General features: G+C 32.2%; 24 protein-coding genes. 10 read left to right on the top strand and 14 right to left on the bottom strand.

The window, feature by feature from the left end; genetic code table 11:
• Positions 1–4 precede the first annotated feature (4 nt).
• Together C1I91_RS09320 and C1I91_RS09315 are read left to right on the top strand one after the other, a co-directional pair.
• Entirely contained in the window at positions 5–1,363 is a 1,359-nt protein-coding gene (locus C1I91_RS09320) for a PFL family protein (RefSeq protein ID WP_128212628.1), read from the top strand.
• A 326-nt stretch (positions 1,364–1,689) separates the two neighbouring features.
• Positions 1,690–2,922, top strand: a complete 1,233-nt coding sequence (locus tag C1I91_RS09315; RefSeq protein WP_128212627.1) for a DEAD/DEAH box helicase — start codon at positions 1,690–1,692, stop codon at positions 2,920–2,922.
• A 161-nt stretch (positions 2,923–3,083) separates the two neighbouring features.
• Here the strand turns inward: C1I91_RS09315 and C1I91_RS09310 are convergent, their stop codons facing one another.
• Entirely contained in the window at positions 3,084–4,181 is a 1,098-nt protein-coding gene (locus tag C1I91_RS09310; RefSeq protein WP_128212626.1) for an iron-containing alcohol dehydrogenase family protein, read from the bottom strand.
• Between the two features lie 350 nt (positions 4,182–4,531).
• Entirely contained in the window at positions 4,532–5,056 is a 525-nt protein-coding gene (locus tag C1I91_RS09305; protein ID WP_128212625.1) for a peptidoglycan recognition protein family protein, read from the bottom strand.
• 185 nt (positions 5,057–5,241) lie between these two features.
• On the opposite strand from C1I91_RS09305, the gene C1I91_RS09300 reads away from it, so the two are divergent.
• On the top strand, positions 5,242–6,147 hold the full coding sequence (locus C1I91_RS09300; protein WP_238476029.1) for a DMT family transporter: 906 nt from the start codon (positions 5,242–5,244) through the stop codon (positions 6,145–6,147).
• Positions 6,148–6,343: 196 nt separating this feature from the next.
• Here the strand turns inward: C1I91_RS09300 and C1I91_RS09295 are convergent, their stop codons facing one another.
• The 10 genes from C1I91_RS09295 to C1I91_RS09250 form a co-directional block, all read right to left on the bottom strand.
• A complete protein-coding gene (locus C1I91_RS09295) occupies positions 6,344–6,862 on the bottom strand; it encodes a WYL domain-containing transcriptional regulator (protein ID WP_128212623.1) in 519 nt (172 codons plus the stop codon).
• A 178-nt stretch (positions 6,863–7,040) separates the two neighbouring features.
• Complete coding sequence (gene uvsE / locus C1I91_RS09290; RefSeq protein ID WP_128212622.1) at positions 7,041–8,000, bottom strand: UV DNA damage repair endonuclease UvsE; 960 nt, start codon at positions 7,998–8,000, stop codon at positions 7,041–7,043.
• Positions 8,001–8,504: 504 nt separating this feature from the next.
• Complete coding sequence (locus tag C1I91_RS09285) at positions 8,505–9,209, bottom strand: ABC transporter ATP-binding protein (protein WP_128212621.1); 705 nt, start codon at positions 9,207–9,209, stop codon at positions 8,505–8,507.
• Positions 9,210–9,986, bottom strand: a complete 777-nt coding sequence (locus C1I91_RS09280) for an ABC transporter ATP-binding protein (RefSeq protein WP_128212620.1) — start codon at positions 9,984–9,986, stop codon at positions 9,210–9,212.
• Positions 9,986–10,942, bottom strand: coding sequence for a branched-chain amino acid ABC transporter permease (locus C1I91_RS09275; protein WP_128212619.1), 957 nt, complete (start codon positions 10,940–10,942; stop codon positions 9,986–9,988). The genes C1I91_RS09280 and C1I91_RS09275 overlap by 1 nt, the downstream gene beginning before the upstream one ends.
• Positions 10,943–10,950: 8 nt before the next feature.
• Complete coding sequence (locus C1I91_RS09270; protein WP_128212618.1) at positions 10,951–11,826, bottom strand: branched-chain amino acid ABC transporter permease; 876 nt, start codon at positions 11,824–11,826, stop codon at positions 10,951–10,953.
• 38 nt (positions 11,827–11,864) lie between these two features.
• Complete coding sequence (locus tag C1I91_RS09265; protein ID WP_128212617.1) at positions 11,865–13,019, bottom strand: ABC transporter substrate-binding protein; 1,155 nt, start codon at positions 13,017–13,019, stop codon at positions 11,865–11,867.
• 553 nt (positions 13,020–13,572) lie between these two features.
• Complete coding sequence (locus tag C1I91_RS09260; protein ID WP_164880489.1) at positions 13,573–14,931, bottom strand: sensor histidine kinase; 1,359 nt, start codon at positions 14,929–14,931, stop codon at positions 13,573–13,575.
• 295 nt (positions 14,932–15,226) lie between these two features.
• Positions 15,227–15,802 (bottom strand): transposase, encoded by a 576-nt coding sequence (locus tag C1I91_RS09255; RefSeq protein WP_128212615.1) that lies wholly within the window; start codon positions 15,800–15,802, stop codon positions 15,227–15,229.
• Complete coding sequence (locus C1I91_RS09250) at positions 15,765–16,304, bottom strand: helix-turn-helix domain-containing protein (protein WP_128212614.1); 540 nt, start codon at positions 16,302–16,304, stop codon at positions 15,765–15,767. The genes C1I91_RS09255 and C1I91_RS09250 overlap by 38 nt, the downstream gene beginning before the upstream one ends.
• Positions 16,305–16,570: 266 nt before the next feature.
• Between C1I91_RS09250 and C1I91_RS09245 the strand changes: the two genes are divergently transcribed.
• From C1I91_RS09245 to C1I91_RS29360, 3 genes are all read left to right on the top strand, one after another.
• A complete protein-coding gene (locus tag C1I91_RS09245) occupies positions 16,571–17,437 on the top strand; it encodes a LysR family transcriptional regulator (protein ID WP_128212613.1) in 867 nt (288 codons plus the stop codon).
• A 450-nt stretch (positions 17,438–17,887) separates the two neighbouring features.
• Positions 17,888–18,787 (top strand): mediator complex subunit 15 domain-containing protein, encoded by a 900-nt coding sequence (locus tag C1I91_RS09235; RefSeq protein ID WP_128212612.1) that lies wholly within the window; start codon positions 17,888–17,890, stop codon positions 18,785–18,787.
• Between the two features lie 269 nt (positions 18,788–19,056).
• Positions 19,057–20,232 carry a 3D domain-containing protein gene (locus tag C1I91_RS29360; RefSeq protein WP_275051652.1) on the top strand — a complete coding sequence of 392 codons (1,176 nt, stop codon included), beginning with the start codon at positions 19,057–19,059 and terminating at the stop codon, positions 20,230–20,232.
• Between the two features lie 284 nt (positions 20,233–20,516).
• Here C1I91_RS29360 and ald read toward each other — a convergent pair whose 3' ends face one another.
• Complete coding sequence (gene ald / locus C1I91_RS09225) at positions 20,517–21,644, bottom strand: alanine dehydrogenase (RefSeq protein WP_128212611.1); 1,128 nt, start codon at positions 21,642–21,644, stop codon at positions 20,517–20,519.
• A 135-nt stretch (positions 21,645–21,779) separates the two neighbouring features.
• Entirely contained in the window at positions 21,780–21,959 is a 180-nt protein-coding gene (locus tag C1I91_RS09220; RefSeq protein ID WP_128212610.1) for an aspartyl-phosphate phosphatase Spo0E family protein, read from the bottom strand.
• Positions 21,960–22,183: 224 nt separating this feature from the next.
• Between C1I91_RS09220 and C1I91_RS09215 the strand changes: the two genes are divergently transcribed.
• The 4 genes from C1I91_RS09215 to C1I91_RS09200 all read left to right on the top strand — a co-directional run bounded on the left by C1I91_RS09215 (position 22,184) and on the right by C1I91_RS09200 (position 25,086).
• A complete protein-coding gene (locus tag C1I91_RS09215; protein ID WP_128215948.1) occupies positions 22,184–22,498 on the top strand; it encodes a YmaF family protein in 315 nt (104 codons plus the stop codon).
• Positions 22,499–22,693: 195 nt separating this feature from the next.
• A complete protein-coding gene (locus C1I91_RS09210; protein WP_128212609.1) occupies positions 22,694–23,338 on the top strand; it encodes an exosporium glycoprotein BclB-related protein in 645 nt (214 codons plus the stop codon).
• 454 nt (positions 23,339–23,792) lie between these two features.
• Positions 23,793–24,188, top strand: coding sequence for a hypothetical protein (locus C1I91_RS09205; protein ID WP_128212608.1), 396 nt, complete (start codon positions 23,793–23,795; stop codon positions 24,186–24,188).
• 475 nt (positions 24,189–24,663) lie between these two features.
• Positions 24,664–25,086: an HIT family protein gene (locus C1I91_RS09200; protein WP_128212607.1), complete on the top strand. Its 423-nt coding sequence runs from the start codon at positions 24,664–24,666 to the stop codon at positions 25,084–25,086.
• Positions 25,087–25,201: the final 115 nt, after the last annotated feature.

Below are 25,201 nucleotides of genomic sequence, written 5' to 3'. Positions count from 1 at the left end.
AACTTTGATAAATACTCAAAATATACTTGAAACCATAAACATGATAGATAAGGAAAAACTAGATATAAGAACAATAACTATGGGTATATCCCTACTTGATTGCTGCAACAGTGATGGAAAGATATCAAGACAACTTATATATGATAAAATAACAAAAAAAGCTGAAAACCTTGTTAAGGTGGGAAATCAACTTGAGGCTGAATTTGGTATTCCAATAATAAATAAAAGAATAGCTGTAACCCCTATCTCACTTATAGCCCAAAGCTCTAGCGATACAAGTTATGTTGAGTATGCCAAGATACTAGACAAAGCTGCGAAAGAAGTTGGCGTGAACTTTATTGGAGGATTCTCAGCTTTAGTTCAAAAAGGCTATTCAAAAGGTGATAGAATATTAATTGATTCTATTCCTGAAGCCTTAGCAGTTACTGAAAAAGTATGTGCATCTATAAACATAGGCTGTACTAAATCTGGTATAAACATGGATGCTGTAGCCCAAATGGGAGAAATAATAAAACAAGCAGCCTTCCTAACTAGAGATAGAGACTCTATTGGTTGTGCAAAGCTAGTTGTTTTTGCTAATGCTGTCGATGACAATCCTTTTATGGCAGGTGCATATCATGGAGTAGGCGAAGCTGAATCAATAATAAATGTTGGAATAAGTGGTCCTGGCGTAGTTAAAGCTGCTTTAGAAACAGTAAAAGGTGAGTCTTTTGATGTGGTGGCTGAAACTATTAAGAAAACTGCTTTTAAAATAACTAGAGCTGGTCAGCTTATAGCTCATGAAGCTTCAAGAAGACTTGATACTCCATTCGGAATAATAGATTTATCACTAGCACCAACTCCAGCAGTAGGTGACTCAGTTGCAAGAATTCTCGAAGAAATGGGACTTGAAAGCTGCGGTTGCCACGGAACTACTGCTGCCCTTGCAATGCTAAACGATGCTGTAAAAAAAGGCGGAGTAATGGCCTCTTATCACGTAGGTGGTTTAAGCGGTGCCTTTATACCAGTAAGTGAAGATGAAGGAATGATCCAAGCTGTAAAGAATGGATCATTAAATATTGAAAAGCTTGAAGCTATGACTTGTGTATGCTCAGTAGGTTTAGATATGGTTGCAATCCCAGGAGATACCCCTGCTTCTACAATATCAGGAATAATTGCTGATGAAGCTGCAATTGGTGTAATAAACAACAAAACTACTGGAGTTAGAATTATACCTGTATACGGTAAGACCTTAGGTGACGAAGTTGAATTTGGAGGCCTTTTAGGTACTGCTCCTATAATGGCTGTAAGCAAATATTCTTCTGAAGATTTTATAAAAAGAGGTGGAAGAATCCCAGCACCTATACATAGCTTTAAAAATTAGTAGCTAGTATATACAATGCTGAATGAAATAATACAGTAGTTTATATGGAACCTTAAGCAGCTTATATAAAAAACTACTATAATAAATGTTTATACTATACCACTGGAATCACCACTTTGGTACTCCAGTGGTATTTTTACGTATCTGCTATTTCCGAATGAATATGATTAAAATCTGACAGGTAATAAGTATAAAGAAAAGATATACTATATTTAGATACTTAGATAACTTATATTTGACAAAGTATTATACTATGTGTAGAATTAGAGAGATTTTTTATTATATTTAATAATAATAAAGTTCCATACAAAAAGGAGATACTATTTATGAGTTCATTTGATAAATTATCAATTCCTGATTATATTATAGAAGGTTTGTCAAAATCCGATATATTAAATCCTACATCTATTCAAGAAAAAGTTATACCACTTGCTTTAGAAAATAAAGATATAATAGGTAAGTCTCAAACTGGTAGCGGAAAAACTCTAGCATATTTAATTCCTATCTTTAATAAGATTGATTCATCTAAAAGAGAAATGCAAGCAATCGTACTTGCTCCAACTCATGAATTGGTTATGCAGATAGACAGAGAAATAAAGCTTTTAGCTACAAATTCTAATACGCCTGTAACCTCAATTACAATTATTGGAGAAGTAAATATTAAAAGACAGGTAGAGAATCTTAAAAATAAGCCACATATCATCGTAGGCACACCTGGTAGAGTTCTAGAACTTATAAAATTAAAGAAGATCAGTGGTCATACAGTGAAAACTATCGTAATAGATGAAGGCGATAGATTACTAAATGATAAAAATATTTCTTCTATTAAAGACATAATAAAAACAACACTTAAGGACAGACAGCTAATGTTTTTCTCTGCAACTATTACACCAGAAAGTGAGAAGGCTGCCAAGGAATTAATGAAGGAGCCTATTATAATCAAATTAGATGAAGATACTAGTGTTAGTCCTACAATTGATCACTTATTCTTTGTTACAGAGCGTAGAGACAAAATAGAACTTCTAAGAAAGTTAATATATGCTTCTGGTACAAAAAAAGCAATTGTGTTTATAAATAAGAGCGAGGAAACTGAAACCACAACCTTAAAACTTCAGTTCCATAAAGTAGAAGCTTACGGCATATATGGTGATAGTACTAAAGAAGAAAGAAAAAAGGCCCTAGAAGGTTTTAGAAATGGTAAGTATAAGATTCTAGTAGCTTCTGACATAGCTGCAAGAGGACTAGATGTAAAAGGAGTTACACATATCTTCCACCTAGATCTTCCAGAAGACCCTAAAGAATATCTACACAGAGCAGGAAGAACAGGAAGGGCTGGTAAAAGCGGAACTAGTATATCAATAGTTACTGACAAGGAAATACCAACAATACATAAATATGAAAACACCTTTAATATAAAAATACATCAAAAAGAAGTTTATAAAGGACAAATCTTAGAGCTTGAAGAAATGAAACAGCTTAAAGCAACTAATTCTTACCACTCACCTAATAAGAGTAAAAAAGCAACATCAAATAAAACTACTTTTAAAAAGAAGAAATAGTTTTATATTTATGTTCATACTACTCTCTTAGTGGAAGAACTTACTTATATAGAAAAGTTCACTGAAGCAACCTTCTTCTTCAGTGAACTTTTTTACTGTTTATTCTTAAAATCTATTTTAAAAGCTTAATATTTATTAGCTTTATATAATAAATATCATCTCTATTTAAGAAGACTATTTTTGTATATCTTTATAATATCTTCAGTTGTAACCACTTCAGTATGATTTTTTAGTTTGGCCTTATTTGCAGCGAAACTAGTAGCATACTCTACAATCTCTTGTTCTGTTATAGCTATATCCACTTTGAAAAGCTTATTAAATATTTGAGAAAGTTCATCAATACTTTTTAAATCAAGTAGCTTAAGCATTCTTCTTATTTTACTTTGCTCTTTAAAGGATTTTAAGTACTCAATCGTCAAAACTCCATTAGCCAATCCATGTGGAAGCCCTTTATTATATGTTAATGCATATCCCATACCATGAGGTAGAGAAGTTCCTGTTTGTGCTATCTGTATTCCAGCTATAGTTGATGCAGCCATTACTTCTTCCCTAAATTTCTTGTCCAAATTATTATCAAGAAGTTTCTTGAAACATCTACTAAATATCTCAAAACCTTTTTCTCCATATATCTCTGAGGCTAAGGTACTATTGACATTTAGATATCCTTCTACTAGATGAGTAAATGCATCTATAGCAGTATTTACAGTTATCTCATAGGACAATGCACTTGTATATTTGCTATCTAAAAATGCTATCTTTGGAAAAACTTCTTGTCCTAAATTCTTCTTTGTTTTTTCCTTATTCACTGTAACAATGCTATATTGAGTCACTTCTGAACCAGTACCAGAAGTGGTAGCAATAGCAGCCACAGGGATACTTTCAAGCTTTTCACTAGTAAAAGCATTATCTATATTTAGGTCAGGATTTTTAATAAATAGAGCAATTGCCTTTGATGCATCTAGAGGAGATCCGCCTCCTACCCCAATAATAAAATGAGCATCAAATTTTTTTCCGATTTCTGCTCCCTTTTCAATAGTCTCTAGAGATGGATTCTCCTCAACTTCATTAAATACTTTATACTCTATTTCTTCTTTTTCTAAAGCTCTTATTACATCATCCAATGATCCATTAATTTTCGATGAATTTCTTCCAGTAACTATCAACGCTTTTCTACCAAGCTTTCTAAACTCACTACTGTTTTTTACTACTACATCGTCTCCGAAAAATATTTTTACAGGTAGATAAAATCCAAATTCCATTTTCTATTCACTCCTATACTTCATTAATCTATCAATAACTATTATAACAGATTATCTAGATATGCTATCAATTGACAATTTAAAATTAGCCCTCGCCTAGACTACCATATATGGAACCAAATTCAACTATTAATTTATGCATGCCCGATAATACCCAGAAGCCAGGATTATCGAACATACATAAATTAAGTTTCCGTAAAGGATACCTATATATAATTACTTAACGCAAATAATATGAAAACTTAGTGGAGAATAATATTTCGCTTAAGAATAAAATAAGGCTTTATCATGAAATATTACTTCCATAATAAAGCCTTATTTTAAATCAAAGAATTAGACTGCAAACAGCATTAAGCAGTTTTATTTGTAGTTGTACCTAAAACCTTTGACTTAATATAATCAAACGGAAAATTGATTCCTGGGCATTCAGTTGTTGGCTTTACATCTTTATGTCTTCTTAATTCCTTAATTCCATACTTATTAACTAAATATTTCGATAATATTATAGCAGAATTTAACTGCTGCTCTGTTGGTTTTTCAACCATGAAGTTTCCCTCAAAGGCTATTCCTAGCGCTATATTATTAACACCTGGTGCATGTGAACCTACCGCATTTTCAGGTCTTCCTCTATAGATTGTACCATCTTTTCTTATATAGAAATGATATCCTATGCCAGCCCACCCTCTATTAACATGTAGCTGATGTATCTCTTCTGGTGTTTTTCCTATTTCCACAGTATGATGATATACTATCATCTGAGGCTTCATGGTAAACTGCAATGGCTGAGCCCATTTATAGTTAACTTCCACTATCTTAGGTTGAACTTGTCTTGCTTTAAAAACCCGTCTCAAAGCCCTTCTAAATATATTTTTCATCATGCTCTCCTTAATATTACTCTATAATAGCTTATGTTAAACCATCTTTGATGACACAAATTTATTAATCTATAGCAATTTAGTATAGTAGTGTGTTAATATAAAGTGTGCTTCTAAAGAGATTTATTTCTTTGCACATAATATCAACAATATATTCATACATAGTAAACTTATCAACTTGGGAGGTGGACAATTTGTTTCATTCTAACATAGGTGAACTAGCAGCTTTAGCTTCAGCTCTATGCTGTACGGTTTCTCCAATTGCTTTTGAAACAGCTGGAAAAAAGGTAGGATCTCTTTCTGTAAACTACCTAAAACTTATTTTTGCTTTTGTTTTTACTGGTTTATACACCCTTGTAAATAGAGGTATGTTTCTTCCTCTTGATGCGTCATTAACTAACTGGACTTGGCTCTTCGTTTCAGGAATCATAGGTTTCGTTATTGGTGATTTATTTCTATTTCAAGCCTATATAGAGATAGGGTCTAGATTGTCAACTTTAATAATGGCTACAGTTCCACCAATTTCAGCTATAGCAGGATATTTCATTTTAGGCGAAAGACTATCCTCGAGAGACTTATTAGGTATGCTTATAACCTTAGCAGGTATAGCTTTGGTTATATTAGTAAAAGGATCTGATGAAAAGAAAATTAAGCTTTCTCATCCCCTAAAAGGATTGATATATGCTCTCATAGGCGCATTCGGACAAGCATTTGGATTAATTTGTAGTAAGTTCGGGATGGGCAATTACGACCCATTTGCAGCTACCCAAATTCGTGTAATATCAGCCTTTGTAGGTTTCACCATAGTTATAACTATTGCTAAAGGATGGAAGAATCTATTTTCAACCTTTAAGGATGCAAGTGCAATGAAAAGTATAACCATAGGTTCAATATTTGGACCATTCTTAGGTGTTGCATTGTCTCTACTATCAGTTCAATATACAGCCACTGGTATAGCTTCAACTATAAGTTCTATATCAAGAATACTTATAATTCCTGCATCTATGGTTATATTTAAAGAGAAAGTTAGTGCTAAAGAAGTTATTGGGGCCTTAATAACAATACTTGGTGTTGGAATCTTATTTTTATGATAATTACAGCATCTGATAACTAATCTCTTAAGCTCAACAAGATTTCTAAGCTTAGAATATAGATAAAAGCCATGAATAAAAAGGGTTACCTTGCCTTTTTATACATGGCTTCTATTCTAAAAGGGCTTCTCTAACTTTTGAAACAGCTCCTTACTAGATTTCCTTCACTCTTATGGTAAAAAAGTTTTAAAAATTTTTATATATACCTTTCATGAAGCTTCTTTACCTCTTCTTTAATGGCATCTCTTACTTCAGGAGGTTCCATAACTTTTGCTTTACAACCAAAATGAAGAACCCAGCTTATAAGTTTATTATAATTACTAGTCTCTATTTTTGCTATAAAAGTTCTCTCCCCATCACTTAATATATCCACAACCTCTTTTAAATTATTGATTTCATCTCTAAGCTCATTATCGAACTCAATTTTCACTGCAATTTTATTTGAATAATTCATTGATACATCAATGCAATAATCATTATTTATATTTGATGAGTTTAAGTAATATCCCCTCTTATTCTCGGAATATTCTCTTATGTCAAAGCCTAATTCCTTAAAATTCTTTATGTACTCATATATAGTTCTTCTGTCAATCTTATCCCCTGTCTGTTCTTCCATCATCTGTAATATCTTTTTCATTGATAGCATATTTTCATTATTACTGTGTTTTCTTAAAATGTCAAAAAAGGTATAAAACTTAATATAGTTACTTGCCATAATATCACCTTTTTCTATATATTTTATCTAATGCTAAAAATCCATATATTGTATAAAATATGAAATAAAATCTAGTTTATATAAAATAAACTTACATAAATTTAGAACATTTATACATTTAATACTATATATACATTATAGAATCTATAATGGCAAATAACAACATTTTTCATAACTATTATGTTATATAAAAACTACTCTTATCGATTCTCTTCCATTCTGGTCTTAACTCCTCTATATCATCTGCTAGCTTATATAGAGACAAGTCCTTTTTCTTTGCTTCTAGCATAACATCCATATCTCTGTTAACATCCTTGCACAAGTCAATAAATCTTACAAAGGCTTCAGCATCTATATAATCTGCATGTTTTCTATCCCTCTCACTCTCCTTAGGAGAAGAAAAGTGGAATTTTGCTGGAAGACTCTGACCATTCCATGTATCAAAGATTTCAAATATAAAATCTTTCAATTCCTCCCCATCATTATTACAAAGATGATGATGGGCATCCAATACCATGGGAGCATTAAGTTCCTTACATAAAGAAAGTACTTCCTTTACATTAAAAGTCTTATCATCATTCTCAATCATAAGCCTTGAGGTAATCTCCTTAGGAAACTTTCTAAAGTTCACTTTAAACCTCTCTAAAGCTTCCTCTTTTCCTCCTGCACTACTTCCTACATGCAGCACCATCTTTCCCTCGGGATAATCTATATCTTCGAATAGATGAACGTGAGGCCATAAATTTCTCTCAGTAGCAACTACAACTTCCTCTTTAACTGAATTTATTACGTTAAATTCGTCTGGATGAGTATCTACTCTCATTTGCTGTCTTCTAACCAAATCTCCAATTCTCTTAAAATCCTTAGAAAACATATCTCTGTATTTCCACATTACCTCTGGATGAGTTGCTAATGGAATTAACGCAGAAGTTATCCTATAGAAATGTATTTGATTTTCTACATTATATTGAAGTATTTTATACAAATCATCCAAATTTGATAATGTGGTAGATTTTAATTTATTAATCCTGCTTTCCTCATTAGTGAGTTTACTATAAGTTGCATATGTAACTGTGCTTGATGATGTAGTTTTAGGTAGATTTAATGCAATTGCTACATATCCTAATCTCAAAATCAAGTTATCATCTCCCTATATTTTTGCTATTAGGTTTCTCTATAGTATATATATTTATTAATCTGCTTTATCAAAAATATAATGATCTAAAGAATAAAAAGTCACTGAAGCGATTTTCTTCAGTGAGCTTTTTTTGCGCATCTGCCTTTCCGAATGTATATGAGGAAAATCTGGCAGGCGACATAATTTCTCTTTTTTTATTCTTTCTCCGATATCTATTTCTAGACCGTATACACATACTTATTTGAAGCTTTATCAAAAATATAATGATCTAAAGAATAAAAAGTCACTGAAGCAACTTTTCTTCAGTGAGCTTTTTTTGCGCATCTGCCTTTCCGAATGTATATGAGGAAAATCTGGCAGGCGAATATGATTTCTTTTTTTACTGTTCAGCTTAAATAACTACTCTAAATCGTTTATATTACTAGGTTTAATTAGCAGAAAATCTTATACTTTATTAAACAGTAAAAAGTCACTGAAGGGATCTTTCTTCAATGACTTTTGATACTATTCTCCTAAATATGCACTTCTAACCTTTTCATCTTTTAGTAATGCATCTGCACTACCGCTTAATACTACATTACCAGTCTCAAGTACATAAGCTCTATTAGCAATAGACAACGCCATATGAGCATTTTGCTCAACTAAAAGTATAGTTGTTCCACCCTTGTTTATTTCCTGTATGGTATCAAATATATTTTTTACAACTATTGGTGCAAGGCCCATTGATGGCTCATCTAAAAGCAATAACTTCGGCCTATTCATAAGGGCTCTTCCTATTGCAAGCATTTGCTGTTCACCACCGGAAAGAGTTCCAGAAAGCTGGCTCATTCTTTCCTTAAGTCTAGGGAACTTATCATATATCATTTCATAGTCTTTTTTTATACCATCTTTATCATTACGAAGATAAGCACCTAGTTCAAGATTTTCTTTAACACTTAAGTTTGCGAATATCTTTCTTCCTTCAGGCACGTGTCCTATACCAGATCCTACAAGCTTATGTGGCTGAATATTTTTTATAGCCTTATCCTTAAAAAATATTTCTCCTGTTTTATAAGGAGTTAGTCCTGAAATAGCTCTAAGAGTAGATGTCTTTCCTGCTCCATTTGCTCCTATCAATGTCACTATTTCACCTTCATTAACCTCTATATTTATATCCTTAAGGGCATGTATTCCTCCGTAATAAACATTCAAGTTGTTAACCTTAAGCATCTATATAGCCTCCTCACCAGTATAAGCTTCTCCTAGATAAGCTTCTATAACTCTTGGATTATTTTTGATTTGCTCTGGTGTTCCTTCTGCAATCTTCTTACCATAATCTAATACAGCAATTTTTTCACAGATTCCCATTACCAGCTTCATATCATGCTCAATTAAAAGCACGGATACGCCAAACTTATCTTTAATCCAATTAATTAGCTTCATTAAGTCTTGAGTTTCTTGTGGATTCATTCCTGCAGCTGGCTCATCTAGAAGTAATAGTTCTGGTCCAGCAGCTAGAGCTCTAGCAATCTCAAGTCTTCTTTGCTCTCCATAAGAAAGGTTTGTTGCTAGTTCAAAAGCTTTATCTCCTAACCCGAAAGCTTCTAAAAGCTCTAAGCACTTTTCCTCAATTTCCTTTTCAACCTTAAAGTATTTAGGTGTTCTAAATATAGCCTGAAAAATATTGTATTTTACTCTATATCCAAAAGATATTTTTACATTATCTAAAACTGTAAGACTGCTAAACAATCTTATATTTTGGAAGGTTCTAGCTATTTTCTTTTGAGTAATGCGATAAGGTTTTAAACCTTGTATCTTCTCGTCCCTATAGGTAATTGAGCCTTCAGTTGGTGAATAAACTCCAGTAAGCATATTAAACACTGTAGTTTTGCCAGCTCCATTTGGTCCAATAAGACCTACTACCTGTTTTTCATCAATTTCAAGTCCGAACTCAGATACTGCTTTAAGTCCACCAAATTGAATAGTTAAGTTTTCAACTTTTAGCATTACACAATTCCCCCTTCCTTCTTTTCCTTTTTAAATAATTTACCAAATACACTTAGACTTACTTCTTTAGTTCCAAGTAAACCTTGCGGTCTAAATATCATTAATACAATAAGTGCAACAGCATAAATAATCATTCTAAAGTCCTTAATAGGTCTTAAAACTTCTGGTAAGAAAGTTAATATACCAGTTGCTATGATAGATCCAGATAAAGATCCCATACCACCAAAAACCACAAAGGTTAATATCTCAATAGACTTCATAAAATCAAAGTAGCTTGGTATCAAGAATTTAGAGTAATGAGCGTAAAGTCCACCACCTACACCAGCTAAGAACGCTGCTATTACAAAAGCAGTTACCTTATATCTTGATGTATTAACTCCCATAGCTTCAGCAGCTATCTCATTTTCTCTGACTGCTATCATACTTCTTCCCTGAGCTGAATGAATTATGTTATACACTATTATTACTACAGCTACCATAGTAAAAAATGCCCAAGTAAAAGTAGTTTTTGGAGGTATACCAGTAAATCCTCTTGGACCTCCAGTATAATCTATATTTGTAAGTATAACTCTTATGATTTCTCCAATACCTAAGGTAGTTATTGCAAAATAGTCACCTTTAAGCTTTAAAGTAGGTAATCCAACTATTAAGGCAACAACTGCAGCTAATACTCCACCAACTATCAAGGCTAATACAAAATTATATTGTAGCTTTGCAGTGAGAATAGCAGCAGTATATGCGCCTATAGACATAAAACCTGCATGTCCTAGACATAACTGGCCTGTAAACCCTGTTATAAGATTTAAGGAAACTGCTAATATTATATTTATACAAGCTAAAGTAATAAGCCCACCATAAAATCTATTTATGATTCTTTCATGCAATAAATAATTAAGCAAAAAGAAAATTCCTAATATTATAACTGCATATACTAAATAATTTACTATCTTCTTCATGCTGTCACCTACACTTTCTCTCTAGTTATCTTACCTAGTAGACCTGAAGGTTTGATAAGAAGAATTATTATTAATATTGAAAATGCTATTGCGTCTGAAAGTCTTGTGGAAACATATGCCTTAGTCAAAGTTTCAGCCACTCCCATGAATAATCCACCTATAAGAGCTCCAGGAATAACTCCAATACCACCAAGTACAGCTGCTACAAAGGCCTTAATACCAGGCATCATTCCCATATATGGATCTATTGTTGTCCATGCTAGTGCTACTAAGACACCAGCTGCACCTGCTAATGCAGATCCTAAAGCAAAGGTAAATGATATTGTGTTATTTACGTTTATACCCATTAGGGAGGCAGCTTCTATATCAAAAGAAGCCGCTCTCATAGCCTTGCCAACTTTGGTTTTGTACACTATAAACTGGAGTAATACTACTAGGAGTAGCGACACACCTAAAGTTATAAGCTGTATGTTGGTTACTTGAAGAGAACCTATATTTATTTTTGAAGATTCAATAAGACTTGGAAAACTCTGAGGAGTTGGTCCAACTATAAATCTCATTCCGTTTTCTAGTAATAACGATACACCTATAGCTGTAATTAGAAGCGTGATTCTAGGTGATTTTCTAAGTGGTTTATATGCTACCTTTTCAATTACAATTCCTAAAACTGCTGAAACTATCATAGCTATTATCATAGTTGGCAGGAAGGATAAATGAAGCTTAGTAGCTACATAGAACCCTGTAAAGGCACCAATCATATATATGTCCCCATGGGCAAAGTTTATAAGTTGGATTATACCGTATACCATTGTATATCCTAATGCAAGAAGAGCATATATGCTTCCAAGTGATAGTCCATTAATCAATTGCTGTAGTAACTCCATAGTAGTCCTCCTATTTATTTCCTTAATCCTTATCTATCTTATTTGCTAGGATCAACCTTTGATACAAGTGAGTTCTTTTCTCCCTCAACCTTTAATATTGCAGCACCTTTTACTGCTGTTCTTTCTGAGTTGAACTTTAACTTTCCTGTAACTCCAGTATATTCAACCTTAGCTAATGCATCCTTAATCTTATCTCCATCAGTACTCTTTGCATCTTCTATAGCTTTAAATAATACTTTTGCTGAGTCATAACCTAAAGCAGCAAGAGCGTCCGGTTCTTTATTATATTCTTTCTTATAAGCTGAAACATAGTCTTGAACTTCCTTAGCTGTATCACCAGGGAAATAGTGATTTATAAATAAAGCACCCTTAACAGCATCTCCACCGATCTTGTATAAGTCAGCTGAATCCCATCCATCTACCCCAAGCAATTGAGCATTAATTCCAACAGCCTTAGCTTGTTTAGCTATAAGGCCAACTACATTGTAGTAATCAGGTAAAAGCAATACATCAGGGTTGTCATTCTTGATCTTAGTTAATTGAGCATTAAAATCTTTATCATCATTATTGTAAGTAGAAAACTCAACAACCTTTCCACCTTTTGCTTCAAATTCTGCTTTAAAGGCCTCTGCTATACCTTTTGAATAGTCAGATCCTAAGTTGTATAGAACTGCTGCAGTCTTTTTACTTAAGTCACCAGCTGCATATCTAGCCATTACTTGACCTTGATATGAATCAACATAACATCCTCTAAATACATACTCTCCACCAACCTTTGTTATAGTTGGTTCTGTTGCAGTAGGTGTTATCATTGGGATCTTTGCTTGAGTTGCATTAGGTGCAACCGCTAATGTTGCCCCAGAAGTAACTGCCCCTATTACTGCAGAAACTTTTTCTTCATCAACTAATTTATTAAAAGCATTTATAGCTGCATTTTGATCAGCTTGGTCATCTTCAAAGACAACCTTAACTTTCTTTCCATTAATACCGCCATTTGCATTTATTTCTTTTTCAGCTAATTGAACCCCTTCCTTAACTGATTGTCCATAAGTAGCAACTTTTCCTGTTAGTGGTGCGATAGAACCAATTTTTATAACCTCAGCACTGTCACCATCTTTTTTACTGCTACAACCTACAAATAAACTTGCAACCATAGCTACTGCAAGTGTAGCTACAAGTATTTTCTTTTTCATAATTAAGTCCCCCTCTTTATACATTCCTTTTTATTTATATTAGCAACTAATTAATAAAAAATCAACAACATTTTTCGGCTTTTTTTAATAATTATCTATATTTTAGCATTTTAGATTAACTATAATGTTCAATTAAAGCTATTTTTTTAACAAATTAATAATTTGCCTTTTCAAGTAAACGTTTTTCTGTTTATATCAATTTCAAAATAATCAAAATATTAATAATATGTTAATAATGAAGAAAAATAAAAATTCCTTCATGTTTTTAACGTTAAAATACAAATCAATATTATTGCCGTAATTCCATTAAAAATTTAACTTTTAACAATCAAACATATTAAAGTAATATATTTTCATTATAATTACGTTCAAATTATTAAAACCGTGCAAACAAGATTTAATGCTAATCCCTTGTTTACATGGTTTTAATTTTTTATGAACAATGTTAAATATATATCACTTAGTTCCGAAATCTATGTTCAAAGCTCCTCTGAGTTACGAGATGATAATTTGAGAATTGAAATATTATTATGAAGTGGCACATTCATAAATATCAGATATCAGAAAATTCTATTTTTATTTTCTGAAGTAATTCCTCTTCTAAAATCTCATAGTTGCATTTATTGTCATCACCAGCTGTAATAATTTCCTTACCTTTGATAGGTATCTTTATTATAAACTCATTTGATGTGTCCTCAACACAATTAGATACTTCAATACTCCATTGATGAAGTTCTACTATATTTTTCACAATAAACAGCCCCAGTCCTATGCCTTCATGGCTTTTTGCCAGATTGCTCTTCTTGGCAGAAAACCTTTCAAATAGTTGATTTAAATCATCTTCTTCAATTATATTTCCTTTATTACAAACTACTATTTCTATATTTGTTAAATTACTCTCCTTTATACAAACATATATGGTATCTCCATTATTGTTAAACTTAAAAGAGTTTGATAACAATTTTAAAAAGGCATTCTGAAACCTGTTTAAGTCCAGGTAAACAAACTTATCTTTAACATTTGTAAAAAATTCAATAAAGATTCTTTTGTCCTTTATATTTTCTCTTACATAATCGCTTATAGTAAAAACCATATCTTCTACAATATCTCCTATGTCATAAAGCTTCAAATTAAGAATAACAGCTTTAGCATCTAGCAATGTTGAGTCTATTATATTATTTATTAATTTTAATAATCTAAAACAATTTTGCTTCATTACTACAGAATTGTGTTTCATCTTATGTAAATTCTTTTCTAATGTACTTAAGTCTTCAATATAAATATCACTCATTTGTATTGAACACATTAGAATATTTAAAGGGGTTCTAAGTTCATGGGCTAGAATCGGAATCAGTCTAGCAATATAATCCTCATATTTGATTTTGTTCAACTCACTTTCTTCTAAATATTCAGACTCATAACCTCCACTACTTTGAACAACTTCCTTAGGTGCTACTTCATCATAAACCGTAAAGTTTTCATTTTCATAATAATATCGTATATAGGTAACCTTATACTCCTTATGGTCAAAAAACATACTACAGTTCTTAACCACCACTTTTTTTAGTCCCTGCTTTCTATCTATTAAATTCGTTCTAAATGTACAATGATGAAATGCTCTACATATCTCTTCATCTATTTCTCTGTAATAAGTTAAGTATGTTTCTAAAATTTTAAAGACATCTTTATCTATAATCTCATCAACAGCATTCATTCCAAATAGCTGTATTAAACTCTTGTTAGCAAACACTATATTGCTACTATCATGGATGATTATGCCTTCTGATACTTGATCTAATAAATCAGCATAAAATTTATATCTATTCATAAAATTTATTAATGAATTAGGAAACATATCAGAATCACACTTTACACTCAAATTATCTACAAGAACTCTATTATTTTTTGCCATTCCAATCATCTCCTTCAAAATATTTTGAATATTTATAATATTCTACGATATCCATCTTTTTCCTCTATTTTCCGGAGAATTGTGCACCACATTTTACGACACCCTTCGCAGTTTTACCAATCTTTTATAGCTTCAATGATTAAAACTCTAAGTTTATTTCAAACTATAGGTATCCAACTTCAACTATTAATTTATATATGCCCGATAATACCCAGAAGCCGGTATTATCGAACATTTATAAATTAAGTTTTCGTAAAGGATACCTATATATAGGGTTCCCAGCTGAAAACTTAAGTTATACAAGGTAGTTTCTAGCATATGCTAACGAATAAATCTCATCTTTCTTAACATTAAGTTCGGTAAAGATATTTTTAATATCTGAGATAAGTTCATAAATAGAAGACCTTACAGATGGTCTAAACAGTTTTGCCTTCAAGTTACGCCATATATGCTCCTGCGGATTCATCATTGGAGAATATTTGGGAAGATTTATTATCTTTAATCGATCTCTATTTTCAAAATAAAATTTTTTCATAGAGTTGCTTGTATGGTTTTTAGCATTATCCATAAATACGACTACCTTTTTACCTTCATTTAAGTTAAGCAAATGGCTAATGTGAGATTTTACTTCTTCTGATGTTATTGATTTATTTGATGGGTAGATATCATTAACAGTATGGAAATCATTTAAAATTGAAGTTGAGCCAATAATATTAACACCGTCGTGAGAACCGTTTTTTTCAAGAACAGGGGGATGGCCAATAGGGCTCCAAAATTGACGATTATCTGACTCTACGCTGACGCCAGTCTCGTCTAGTGCATAAACCACTGTATCAGATGAAGACTCTAAAGTACTCAGTAGATTTGGCATTTTTTTTAAACGCCTCTTGTTCCTTAATATCTGCTTTTGTTGGCTTAGGTTGAGCGCGTTTATAGGATATACCTTTGGAAAGTAAAACTTGCCTTATGGTTTCTTGACACACTGTTATTCCATATGTTTGCTCAACATAATATGATAAAAGGGCACATGTCCATGTATGCGCGGTAAACTGAAAATCTATAGGAGTTTTATTATTAACAACATATACTATGTCATCGATTATACTAGGTTCTAATTTACTAACAGATCCGCCACGATGATCTACTATGGCTTTCAGTCCAGACCTATTCCAATCAACAATATATTTTACGATTGTAGGGTTGCTCAACCCAGTGAAAGCCATGATTTCTGGAGTGCTTTTATTAAAATATCTCATTATTATTACAGTTAAAAACACTCTACTATATTTAGATTCTATGGTGTTTTTTAGCTCAATCAGATTTTCAATTGTTTCTCCATGTAAGGACTCTATTTCAAAATGTTTTCTACCCATGATCTAACCACCTTTCTCCGTACATTTAGTATTTGATAAAGAAATGTGGTTATTCAGAATAACTTAAACTTAGGGCTGGGAACCCTATATAGGGAACCAACTTCAACTATTACTTTATACATGCCACAAAATCGCCAGAAGCCACGATTTTATAACAAGTATAAAGTAAGTTTTCGTATAGGTTCCCTATAGTACATATTAAACTTTTAAAGTATGATTAATATAGATATATAAAACTTTTACTTTACTTTTGAGGTGATTTTACATTGGATATAAAACAAATAAAATACTTTCTTGCAATAGCGGAGGAAGGTCAAATTACTAATGCTGCAAAAAAACTTAATATAGCCCAACCTCCTTTAAGTTATCAGTTAAAGATGCTAGAACAAGAGCTTGGAGTTAAATTAGTTGAACGAGGAAGCCGCAAAATTCGTCTTACTGAAGCAGGAAAACTTTTAAAGATCAAAGGGGAAAAGATTTTAGCACTTGAAAAAGCAACTGTTATGCAAATAAAAGATTTAGGAGATAAAGCCATAAAGACCCTTTCTATTGGAGTAGTTTCTTCTTCAGGAGCAGCTTTACTACCTAATCCAATAAATGAATTTCATGAAAATAATCAAGAAGTCAACTTTGAACTTTGGGAAGGAAACACCTATAGGATTTTAGAGATGTTAGAAAATGAGCTGATAGAAGTAGGAATAGTTAGAACACCTTTCAATATTGATGATTATCAATATAAGTATCTATCTTCTGAACCCATGATAGCAGTTTTCAATGACAATTTTCTTAAATATAACTTTGATGATAAACTTTCAATATGTGCTTTAGAGAAATTACCTCTAATTATCTATCGACGCTTTGAAGCACTGATCATGAAATGTTTTGATAATAATAATATAGAAGCTAATATAGTTTGTAGATGCGACGATGCCCGTACTGCTCTTCTATGGGCTAATTCAGGTATAGGAATAACCTTAGCACCCAAGACAGCAATTAATCTTGTAAATAACTCAAATTTAAAATATGTAGAATTGACTGAAAGTAAATTAGAAACTAGAGTGGTAGCAATTTGGTTAAAGAATAAGTACTTATCAAATCAAGCTTATAATTTTTTAAAAACCTTTGATAGTTAATAACTATTTTCATAAAGGTTCCCTATATCCTTAAGTTTAATTCTCTGGATCTTGACAATAATACTAATAATATAGGTATTCCACTGCTATCCTGAGTATTTTAGAAAGTGGTGAATATATAGTTTTGAGGTGAATATATGAAAATAAAAAGCTTTATCCCTCCAGATGTAGTTCTTACTGTTGTTATTGGTCTTATTGTACTATTAATTAGCGACATTCTTCTTAAATTGTATTTTAGGTAAAACTCCTTTTGAAGAATGTACATATTAAATTACTTTTCATTTCAATGTTTTTAAAACCACTAATAATTTTCTCATTAGTGGTTTTTTGCTTATCTATTTTTCTGAACTTATTTATAAATTTATCTATGGTATAAATTTCATTTTTAGCACAAATTTTCTTTTATTTCATATAACATTTAGTGTAAGATATATTCTTTTGGAGGAAATCATGTACACCGAGCAATACGAAATAAACGACGATTCAAGAAATGATGCATCTCAGATGAATTCTAATATGCAAGGCACAACTCAAGATACTTCTACCTATCAAGGTACAATGCAAGGAACCGAATATATAAGCTTTGGAAACAACCTAAGCCAAGTACCTTTCATTCCTAATCCATATTATCAAGGTAATGTTCAATTTAATTATCCAGATACAATGGGACAAATGATGCAAAATCCTATGTCTCCTATGAATACTACTGGTCAAGTTATTCCTGGTTCTATGTCTCCTAATCCCTACATGGGACAGACCATACCTGGTTCAACTATGTCAACTACAACACCTATGGGACAGATGATGCCCGGTTCTATGTCACCTATGCCATATATGGGACAAATGCTTCCTGGTTGCCCAACACCTTACATGGGCCAAATGATGCCTGGTACTCCAATAACCCCAGGTTCACCTATGGGACAGATGGCGCCTGGTTCTAATATGATCCCAGGCTCATCTATGGGACAAATGACTCCTGGTTTTAATATGACTCCAGGCTCATCTATGGGTCAAATGACTCCTGGCTCTACTATGACTCCAGGCTCATCTATGGGACAAATGGCTCCTGGCTCTACTATGACTCCAGGCTCATCTATGGGACAAATGGCTCCTGGTTCTTCAATAGCTCCAGGAACTAATAGCGGACAGACTCCTTCTACAAATCAAATGAGTGATGCTGAAGACGGTTCACAGCAAGTAATGGCAAGGCCATTCCATAATAACTGGGGATATCCTGGTTATGGATACCACTATGGATACAAGTATCCATATTACCAACCATATTACTATAACAATTATAATCCTGGATTTAATCCATTACCTTGGTTTTTACTAGGTTCCATACTTTAAAAGAATATAAGGCAACTCAATAAATTTGAGTTGCCTATTTTCTTATTTTAAAAAAAAATATTTAGATATAGCTGTAGATAAGTATGTGTAGACGGCCTAAATATAGATATCTAAGAAAGAACAACAAAAGAAATTATCAATTATAGCATAAATTTATCCTATAGTTTCATAAGCTTATAAATAGCGAAAGCATTACAGGAATTTGGCATATTAAAAATTTGTGGTATAATATGCATAAGTCACTGCAACAAAAAAAGGAGAATTTTGCTATGCATAAAAAAATTATTTGTATGATCCTAACATTAGTTATTCTATTTAGCTATAGCTTAACTGCAATAGCTTCAGATAATGATACGGAACAAACTATAGCAGAAAGTAAAAAGAGTTTTCAGCAGTTAGATGGTAAGATACAATCATTAAATTCTGAAATGGCTAGCATGAACATAGAGATAGATAAATTGACAAAAAAACTTGATGATAACAATAAAAACATAATTGAAACAGAAAAACAAATAGATGCAACAGAAACTAAGATGGAACAGTATAGAAAAGAGATTGAATCAAATCAAAGTGTTTTAGACAGCCGTCTAAGAGGAATGTATAAAAGTGGTCTAGATAAAAATTATTTAGCCATATTATTAGGATCTTCTGGCTTAACTGATTTCTTAAATAAATTATCTGCTATAGAAAAAGTAGTATCTTTGGACAAGCAGTTAATTGATGAATTGAATTCTAAAAAGGAAGCTCTAAGTAAAACAGCCAATGATCTAAATAAGAAGAATGAAAATCTTAAAATATTAAAAAAAGAAACTGAGGCAAGTCTAAAAACTCTTAATGATAAGAGGCAAGAGGAACAAGCTTTAGCTACGCAATTTGAAAAAGAAAAAGAAGCTCTCGCTGCAGTTATTGAAGCCAACGAAACAAAATTAATATCACATTCTGTTAGTGTTATAGATTCTGCTTCCCCATCAGAAGCAGATGTAAGAAATGCAATATCTACACTAACTAGTTTATCGCCTCAAATAAGTACAGCTTCAGTAAAAGCTAAGGCTCAAAAATACATCGGATTAGGTAAAGATAAACTTTCGGCCATTTTGGCTAGTGCTACTATTTCTAGAGGACAGCCTTCTACTAATACAAGCGTACAGTACAAGACTTCCTACACTATGAGTGCTACTGCTTACACAGGTGGCGTATTTACTGCACTAGGTCTAAAACCAACTCATTCTCCTGAGGGACTTAGTACTATAGCCGTTGATCCTAATGTAATACCTCTTGGCTCAAAGGTATTCATCCCTGGGTATGGAACTGCAATTGCTGCTGACACTGGCGGTGCAATAGTCGGAAATATTGTAGACTTATACTTTAATTCTTTAGATGAATGTAATTCCTGGGGAAGAAGAAATATTACTCTGTATATCGTAGCTTATCCAAACGAATGGTAGCTACTACAGAACGTAAAATTTTATATTTTCTTTTACGGTAAAAAATAACCACTTCAAATGCAAATAATATTTTGTTTTGAAGTGGTTATTTTTAGTATAAATATGAAAATTTATACTTTAGCCTATGTCTAAGAATATTTTTGAAATTAAGTGGTTATTAAAGCGACTCTATATGATCGACTATTAGCATTATATGATTTTTTTGAGCAAGCATCTGATGACTGAGCAATTAATTTCAACATTATACTTTAAAAAAGGCATATTAAAAACATCTTTTGATTTTTCTAAAATTTATTAACCATTATTTCTCTTGGGTCTACATATGGCAGCTCTAGGCTCTCCGCTACAGCCTTGCAGGTTATACTTCCTGCATAGGTATTTAAACCTAAAAGTAGAGCCTCATCTTTTAAAATAGCTTCTTTCACTCCATTGTCTGCTATTTCTATTAGATATGGTAATGTGGCCGCTTCAAGTGCCAAAGTAGATGTTTTTGGTACAGCCCCTGGCATATTAGCTACTGAATAGTGTATAACTCCATACTTTTCATAGCATGGATCGTCATGAGTTGTAACTCTATCTATTGTCTCTATTGATCCCCCTTGATCTATTGCAACATCCACTATTACAGATCCCTTTTTCATTGTCTTCACCATTTCTTTAGAAACTATCTTAGGCGCACTTGCTCCTGCTACCAAAACTGCACCTATTAATAGATCAGCCTTTTCCACTGCCTTAGCTACATTATACTCATTACAAGTTAAGGTTGTTATCCTACCAAAAAATATATCATCTAAATAAGCCAATCTCTCATTACTTATATCCATTATAGTAACTCTAGCCCCTAGACCACAGGCAATCTTAGCTGCATTAGTTCCAACAATACCTCCACCAATTATAACCACCTCACCTTGCATTACTCCCGGAACTCCTCCAAGCAGTATGCCAGATCCTCCATTATATTTTTGTAGTAGATTAGCACCTATCTGTACTGACATCCTACCTGCAATTTCACTCATAGGTACAAGTAATGGAAGACGTCCATTTTTAAGCTGGACCGTCTCATAGCCAATTCCTGTAATCTTCTTTTTTAATAAAACCTCTGTCAATGGTTTATTGGCTGCTAAATGAAGATAGGTATATAAGGTTTGTCCTGTTTTAAACAAATCATATTCCTCTTCAAGCGGCTCTTTAACCTTTACGATAACATCTGACTGGTTAAATACATAACTTTTCTTATCTACTACCTCTGCTCCAACGTCCTTATAAAACCCGTCTCCAAAGCCGCTTCCTATTCCAGCACCCTTCTCAACTAAGACCTTATGTCCTCTCTTGATAAGAACTTCTACCCCACTAGGCGTTAATCCTACTCTATTTTCATTATTTTTTATCTCCCTTACTAATCCTATAACCATTTTATCCCTCCTTAATTTTCAAAAAAAAAGTGTACAGAAGTAAAAAATTATCTGTAACACCATTGTATTTTATGATATTAATATACAAAACTATTCACTAACACTATATTATATTTTTACTTTCTAAATTTGATACTAATGTTCATCAAGCTTTTGTTGTAAAAGTTTATTATACTGGTTAAGTGTGGCATTAAGTATTTTGCTGGCTGCAACGACTTCATTATCGATTAAATTCCCTTGTTTTTTTTCTATTAATATTTGAAGGTTATTCCTTAACTTCTCAATATCCTTTAAAAGATCTTCTAATTCGGCCATATGTACTCCTCCTACTTTTAAAAAAATATATATAGTAACAAAGTAATAACTTAATCATAGAATGTACTATAAGTGTAACCATTAATCTAAAAAATATTTTTATGTCTTATCAGAATAATTAAACTACAGACAAAGGAGAGATTCATATGGCATATGAACACTCAAAGAGACCTTATGATGATTATGAAGATTATGAGAATTCTTCAAACCTAGAAGGTGAGTATATGCAACAAAGACATGTTCATGAATTTTTAGGAAGCACTAAACTTGCTGAACAGGGTGAAGAAAGACATAATCACCGTTTTGCAGGAGTTACAGGACAAGCTATTCCCTGTGGTTCATCTCATGTTCATAGATTATATGTGAATACTGATTTTTTTGATCATTTTCATATCATAAGCATCACCACTGGTCCAGCAATAGATGTTGGAAACGGAAAGCATGTTCATTTGGTAAGAGGAATAACAACCTCAAACGATGGCCATAGGCATAGCTTTATTTTCACAACACTTATAGAAAGCCCTTTAACTAATTGTTAGTATTTTCTCAGTAATTTAATATATAAAATTCGCTAAAGCAGCCATGATTTAGCGAATTTTTTGCTCATATGATTTTTCTAAACATATTAATTCTAATTAAGACATATTTATGCACAAATCGACTATATTTTTTATATCATAGTACTATAGATATCATCTTATCTATAAATATATTTATGGAGAGGAAAAATAAGTATGTCTGGATGTTATGAAAATAATTTATCTTTAACTGGTTATGATAACATTTTACCTAGCTATGACTATCTACCTAATCCTTGCTGCCTACCAAGAATAAGGGGCGGACTTAGAAGTAATACTAGATTTGCATTTGGTTCAATTATTCCTTTTGCATCAGGTTTACCTGTAATTCTTACTACTCTTGCTAGTGGCTTGGTAAGTACAGTAAGTGCACTAGGTTTTGGTAGCTCTGCTACAGGTCTAACTGTAGCTGGCTTAACTATAGACCTTACAGGTACAGGAGCATTAATAAACGAAGCCTTCTCAATGCCTCGTGATGGTGTTATAAGGTCAATATCTGCTTTCTATAGTAATTTACTTGCTCTTACTCTTGTTGGTACAACAGTAAATATTACTGCACAGTTGTACAGTGCACCACCTACAAGCAATATCTTTACTGCTATACCAGGTGCTTCAGTTCAATTAGATCCACTTCCTGGAGTATTAGCTATTGGTGGCACAACTAGCGGTATAACTACTGGTCTTTCAATTCCTGTACCAGCCGAAACTAGACTTCTTCTTGTATTTTCAGCTACAACTACCGGCATTCCTATTGTAGCAACAGTAACTGGTTATGCAAGTGCTGGTATCGCAATTAGCTAGAAAAAATTTATTAACCAAATAAAAGAATAGATTCTTATAAAAAAACCTAGAAGGCTTCCTTCTAGGTTTTTTAATATACTCTCATAATGATTAAAGAGTTCGCTGAAGTGACATCTTCAGTTAGCTTTTTACCGACAGGAAAATCTAGCAAGCAAATAAGCCTCCTTTTATACAGTTTAGTATAAAAACTATTTTATCCCCTTAATATTGCTTTTTTACCTTAAAAAATTATAATTTCTTCTACAGTAAAAAGATTTGATTTTTACATGTATTCTATCAATTTTGCCATTGTATATTTCCTATATTCTAGGAAATTATATTAAAGAGCATTCTATTTTATTGCTCAGCAGTGTTTCAACTGTATCCTTAATTCATATTGATAAAAACTTATTAAGTATGAATTAATAAAGATACCTATATAACACAAATACTTTTTAAGGTTGGTGAGTTAAGAATGAATAATGTAATAGTAGATATTCCAAGAGATACTGATGTAAAAATATATTCCGTTGAGATCCCTAAGAATTTCAAATCTGGCTATCAAGAATTTGAAGATGGAACAGCTCTCCTACTAGATGAAAACGAATATTTTCAATGGGCCTGGTACTACATAGGTCACACAAAAGGTGAATTTGCTGTAGATTTTAATAATGTAGCCGGTTTCGCTCCAGTAACTGGTAACTGCTGTGAGTGGGATGTTCATAATAGAGTTCCTTCAATTGGCAATGCATTCTTTCATACCTATGGAGTTATGAGAGGTATAAACACTGTAAGAGTGTTTGGTAATCATTCTTCAGACGGACCATTACACGTAGCAGTTGGATATGTTGTTATAAAGAGCCAAATTTAATTAATATACTCCAAAACTCTTTCAATTTAATATAATTATTTAAATATAAATTTAATTCTACTCATTAGTTATGTTTCTACTTTATATTAAAATATTTGCTAGTTATTATAAGTAAAAATTCGCTAAAGGATTTTAATCTTTAGCGAATTTTTTTATATCTGCCTTTGAGTATGTATATGTTAAAATTACGATTATCTAGCATTTCTATTTACCAAACCTTACTAGGATTACAGTCAATAAAAAGTTTCCAAATAGCAATTTTCTATTGGCCAATTTTAATTTTAGCAGGGTGCTTTATTAATAGAGACTTTCTATTATATTAGTTATATCAGTATATTTACTTTAAGCAATCTAAATAAAACAATATATTTTTCACCTGTATCTTTTGTTTTCTATTGTAAAACATCTTAAATACGAGTTATAATATAGGTGGTTGCACACGTGTGCAAAATAATATTAATGAGGTGTCACTGTTATGGAAAAGGTAAGTTGTTTTTATTGCGAAAAGGATCAGAGACTAGATGACTTAATGATAAAAGTCACTAAGCTAAGTGTTTCTACTTTATATTTATTCAAGGAACAAACTTATAAAGGTAGATGTGTCGTTGCCTACGATAACCATATAAATGAATTATTTGAACTAAGTGATGAAGAACGTACATCTTTTATGAAAGATGTTGCTACTGCTGCAAAAGCTATAAAAGAAGCCTTTGGCGCTGATAAGATGAATCTTGGAGCATACTCAGACAAGCTTCCTCACCTTCATTTTCATATAGTTCCAAAATATAAGGATGGTTACAGCTGGGGTGGAACTTTCGAAATGAACCCTTCAGCCAATCTTAAACTTAGCGATGCAGAATATGAAGAAATAATAACTTCAATAAAACAAAAATTATAAATCTATACATAAAAGCACTTAAGTTTACCACTTAAGCGCTTTTATATACTAAAGCTATTTATTTGATTTATTTTTTACTTCCTGTCTATCACTGCTATCGGTTCTTTTAGTGCCG

Origin of the sequence: Clostridium manihotivorum (assembly GCF_004015185.1) — a bacterium.
GTDB classification, from domain to species: domain Bacteria; phylum Bacillota; class Clostridia; order Clostridiales; family Clostridiaceae; genus Clostridium_AR; species Clostridium_AR manihotivorum.
The sequence above is the reverse complement of the archived record's forward strand: the minus strand, read 5'-3'. Positions and strand labels throughout refer to the sequence as shown.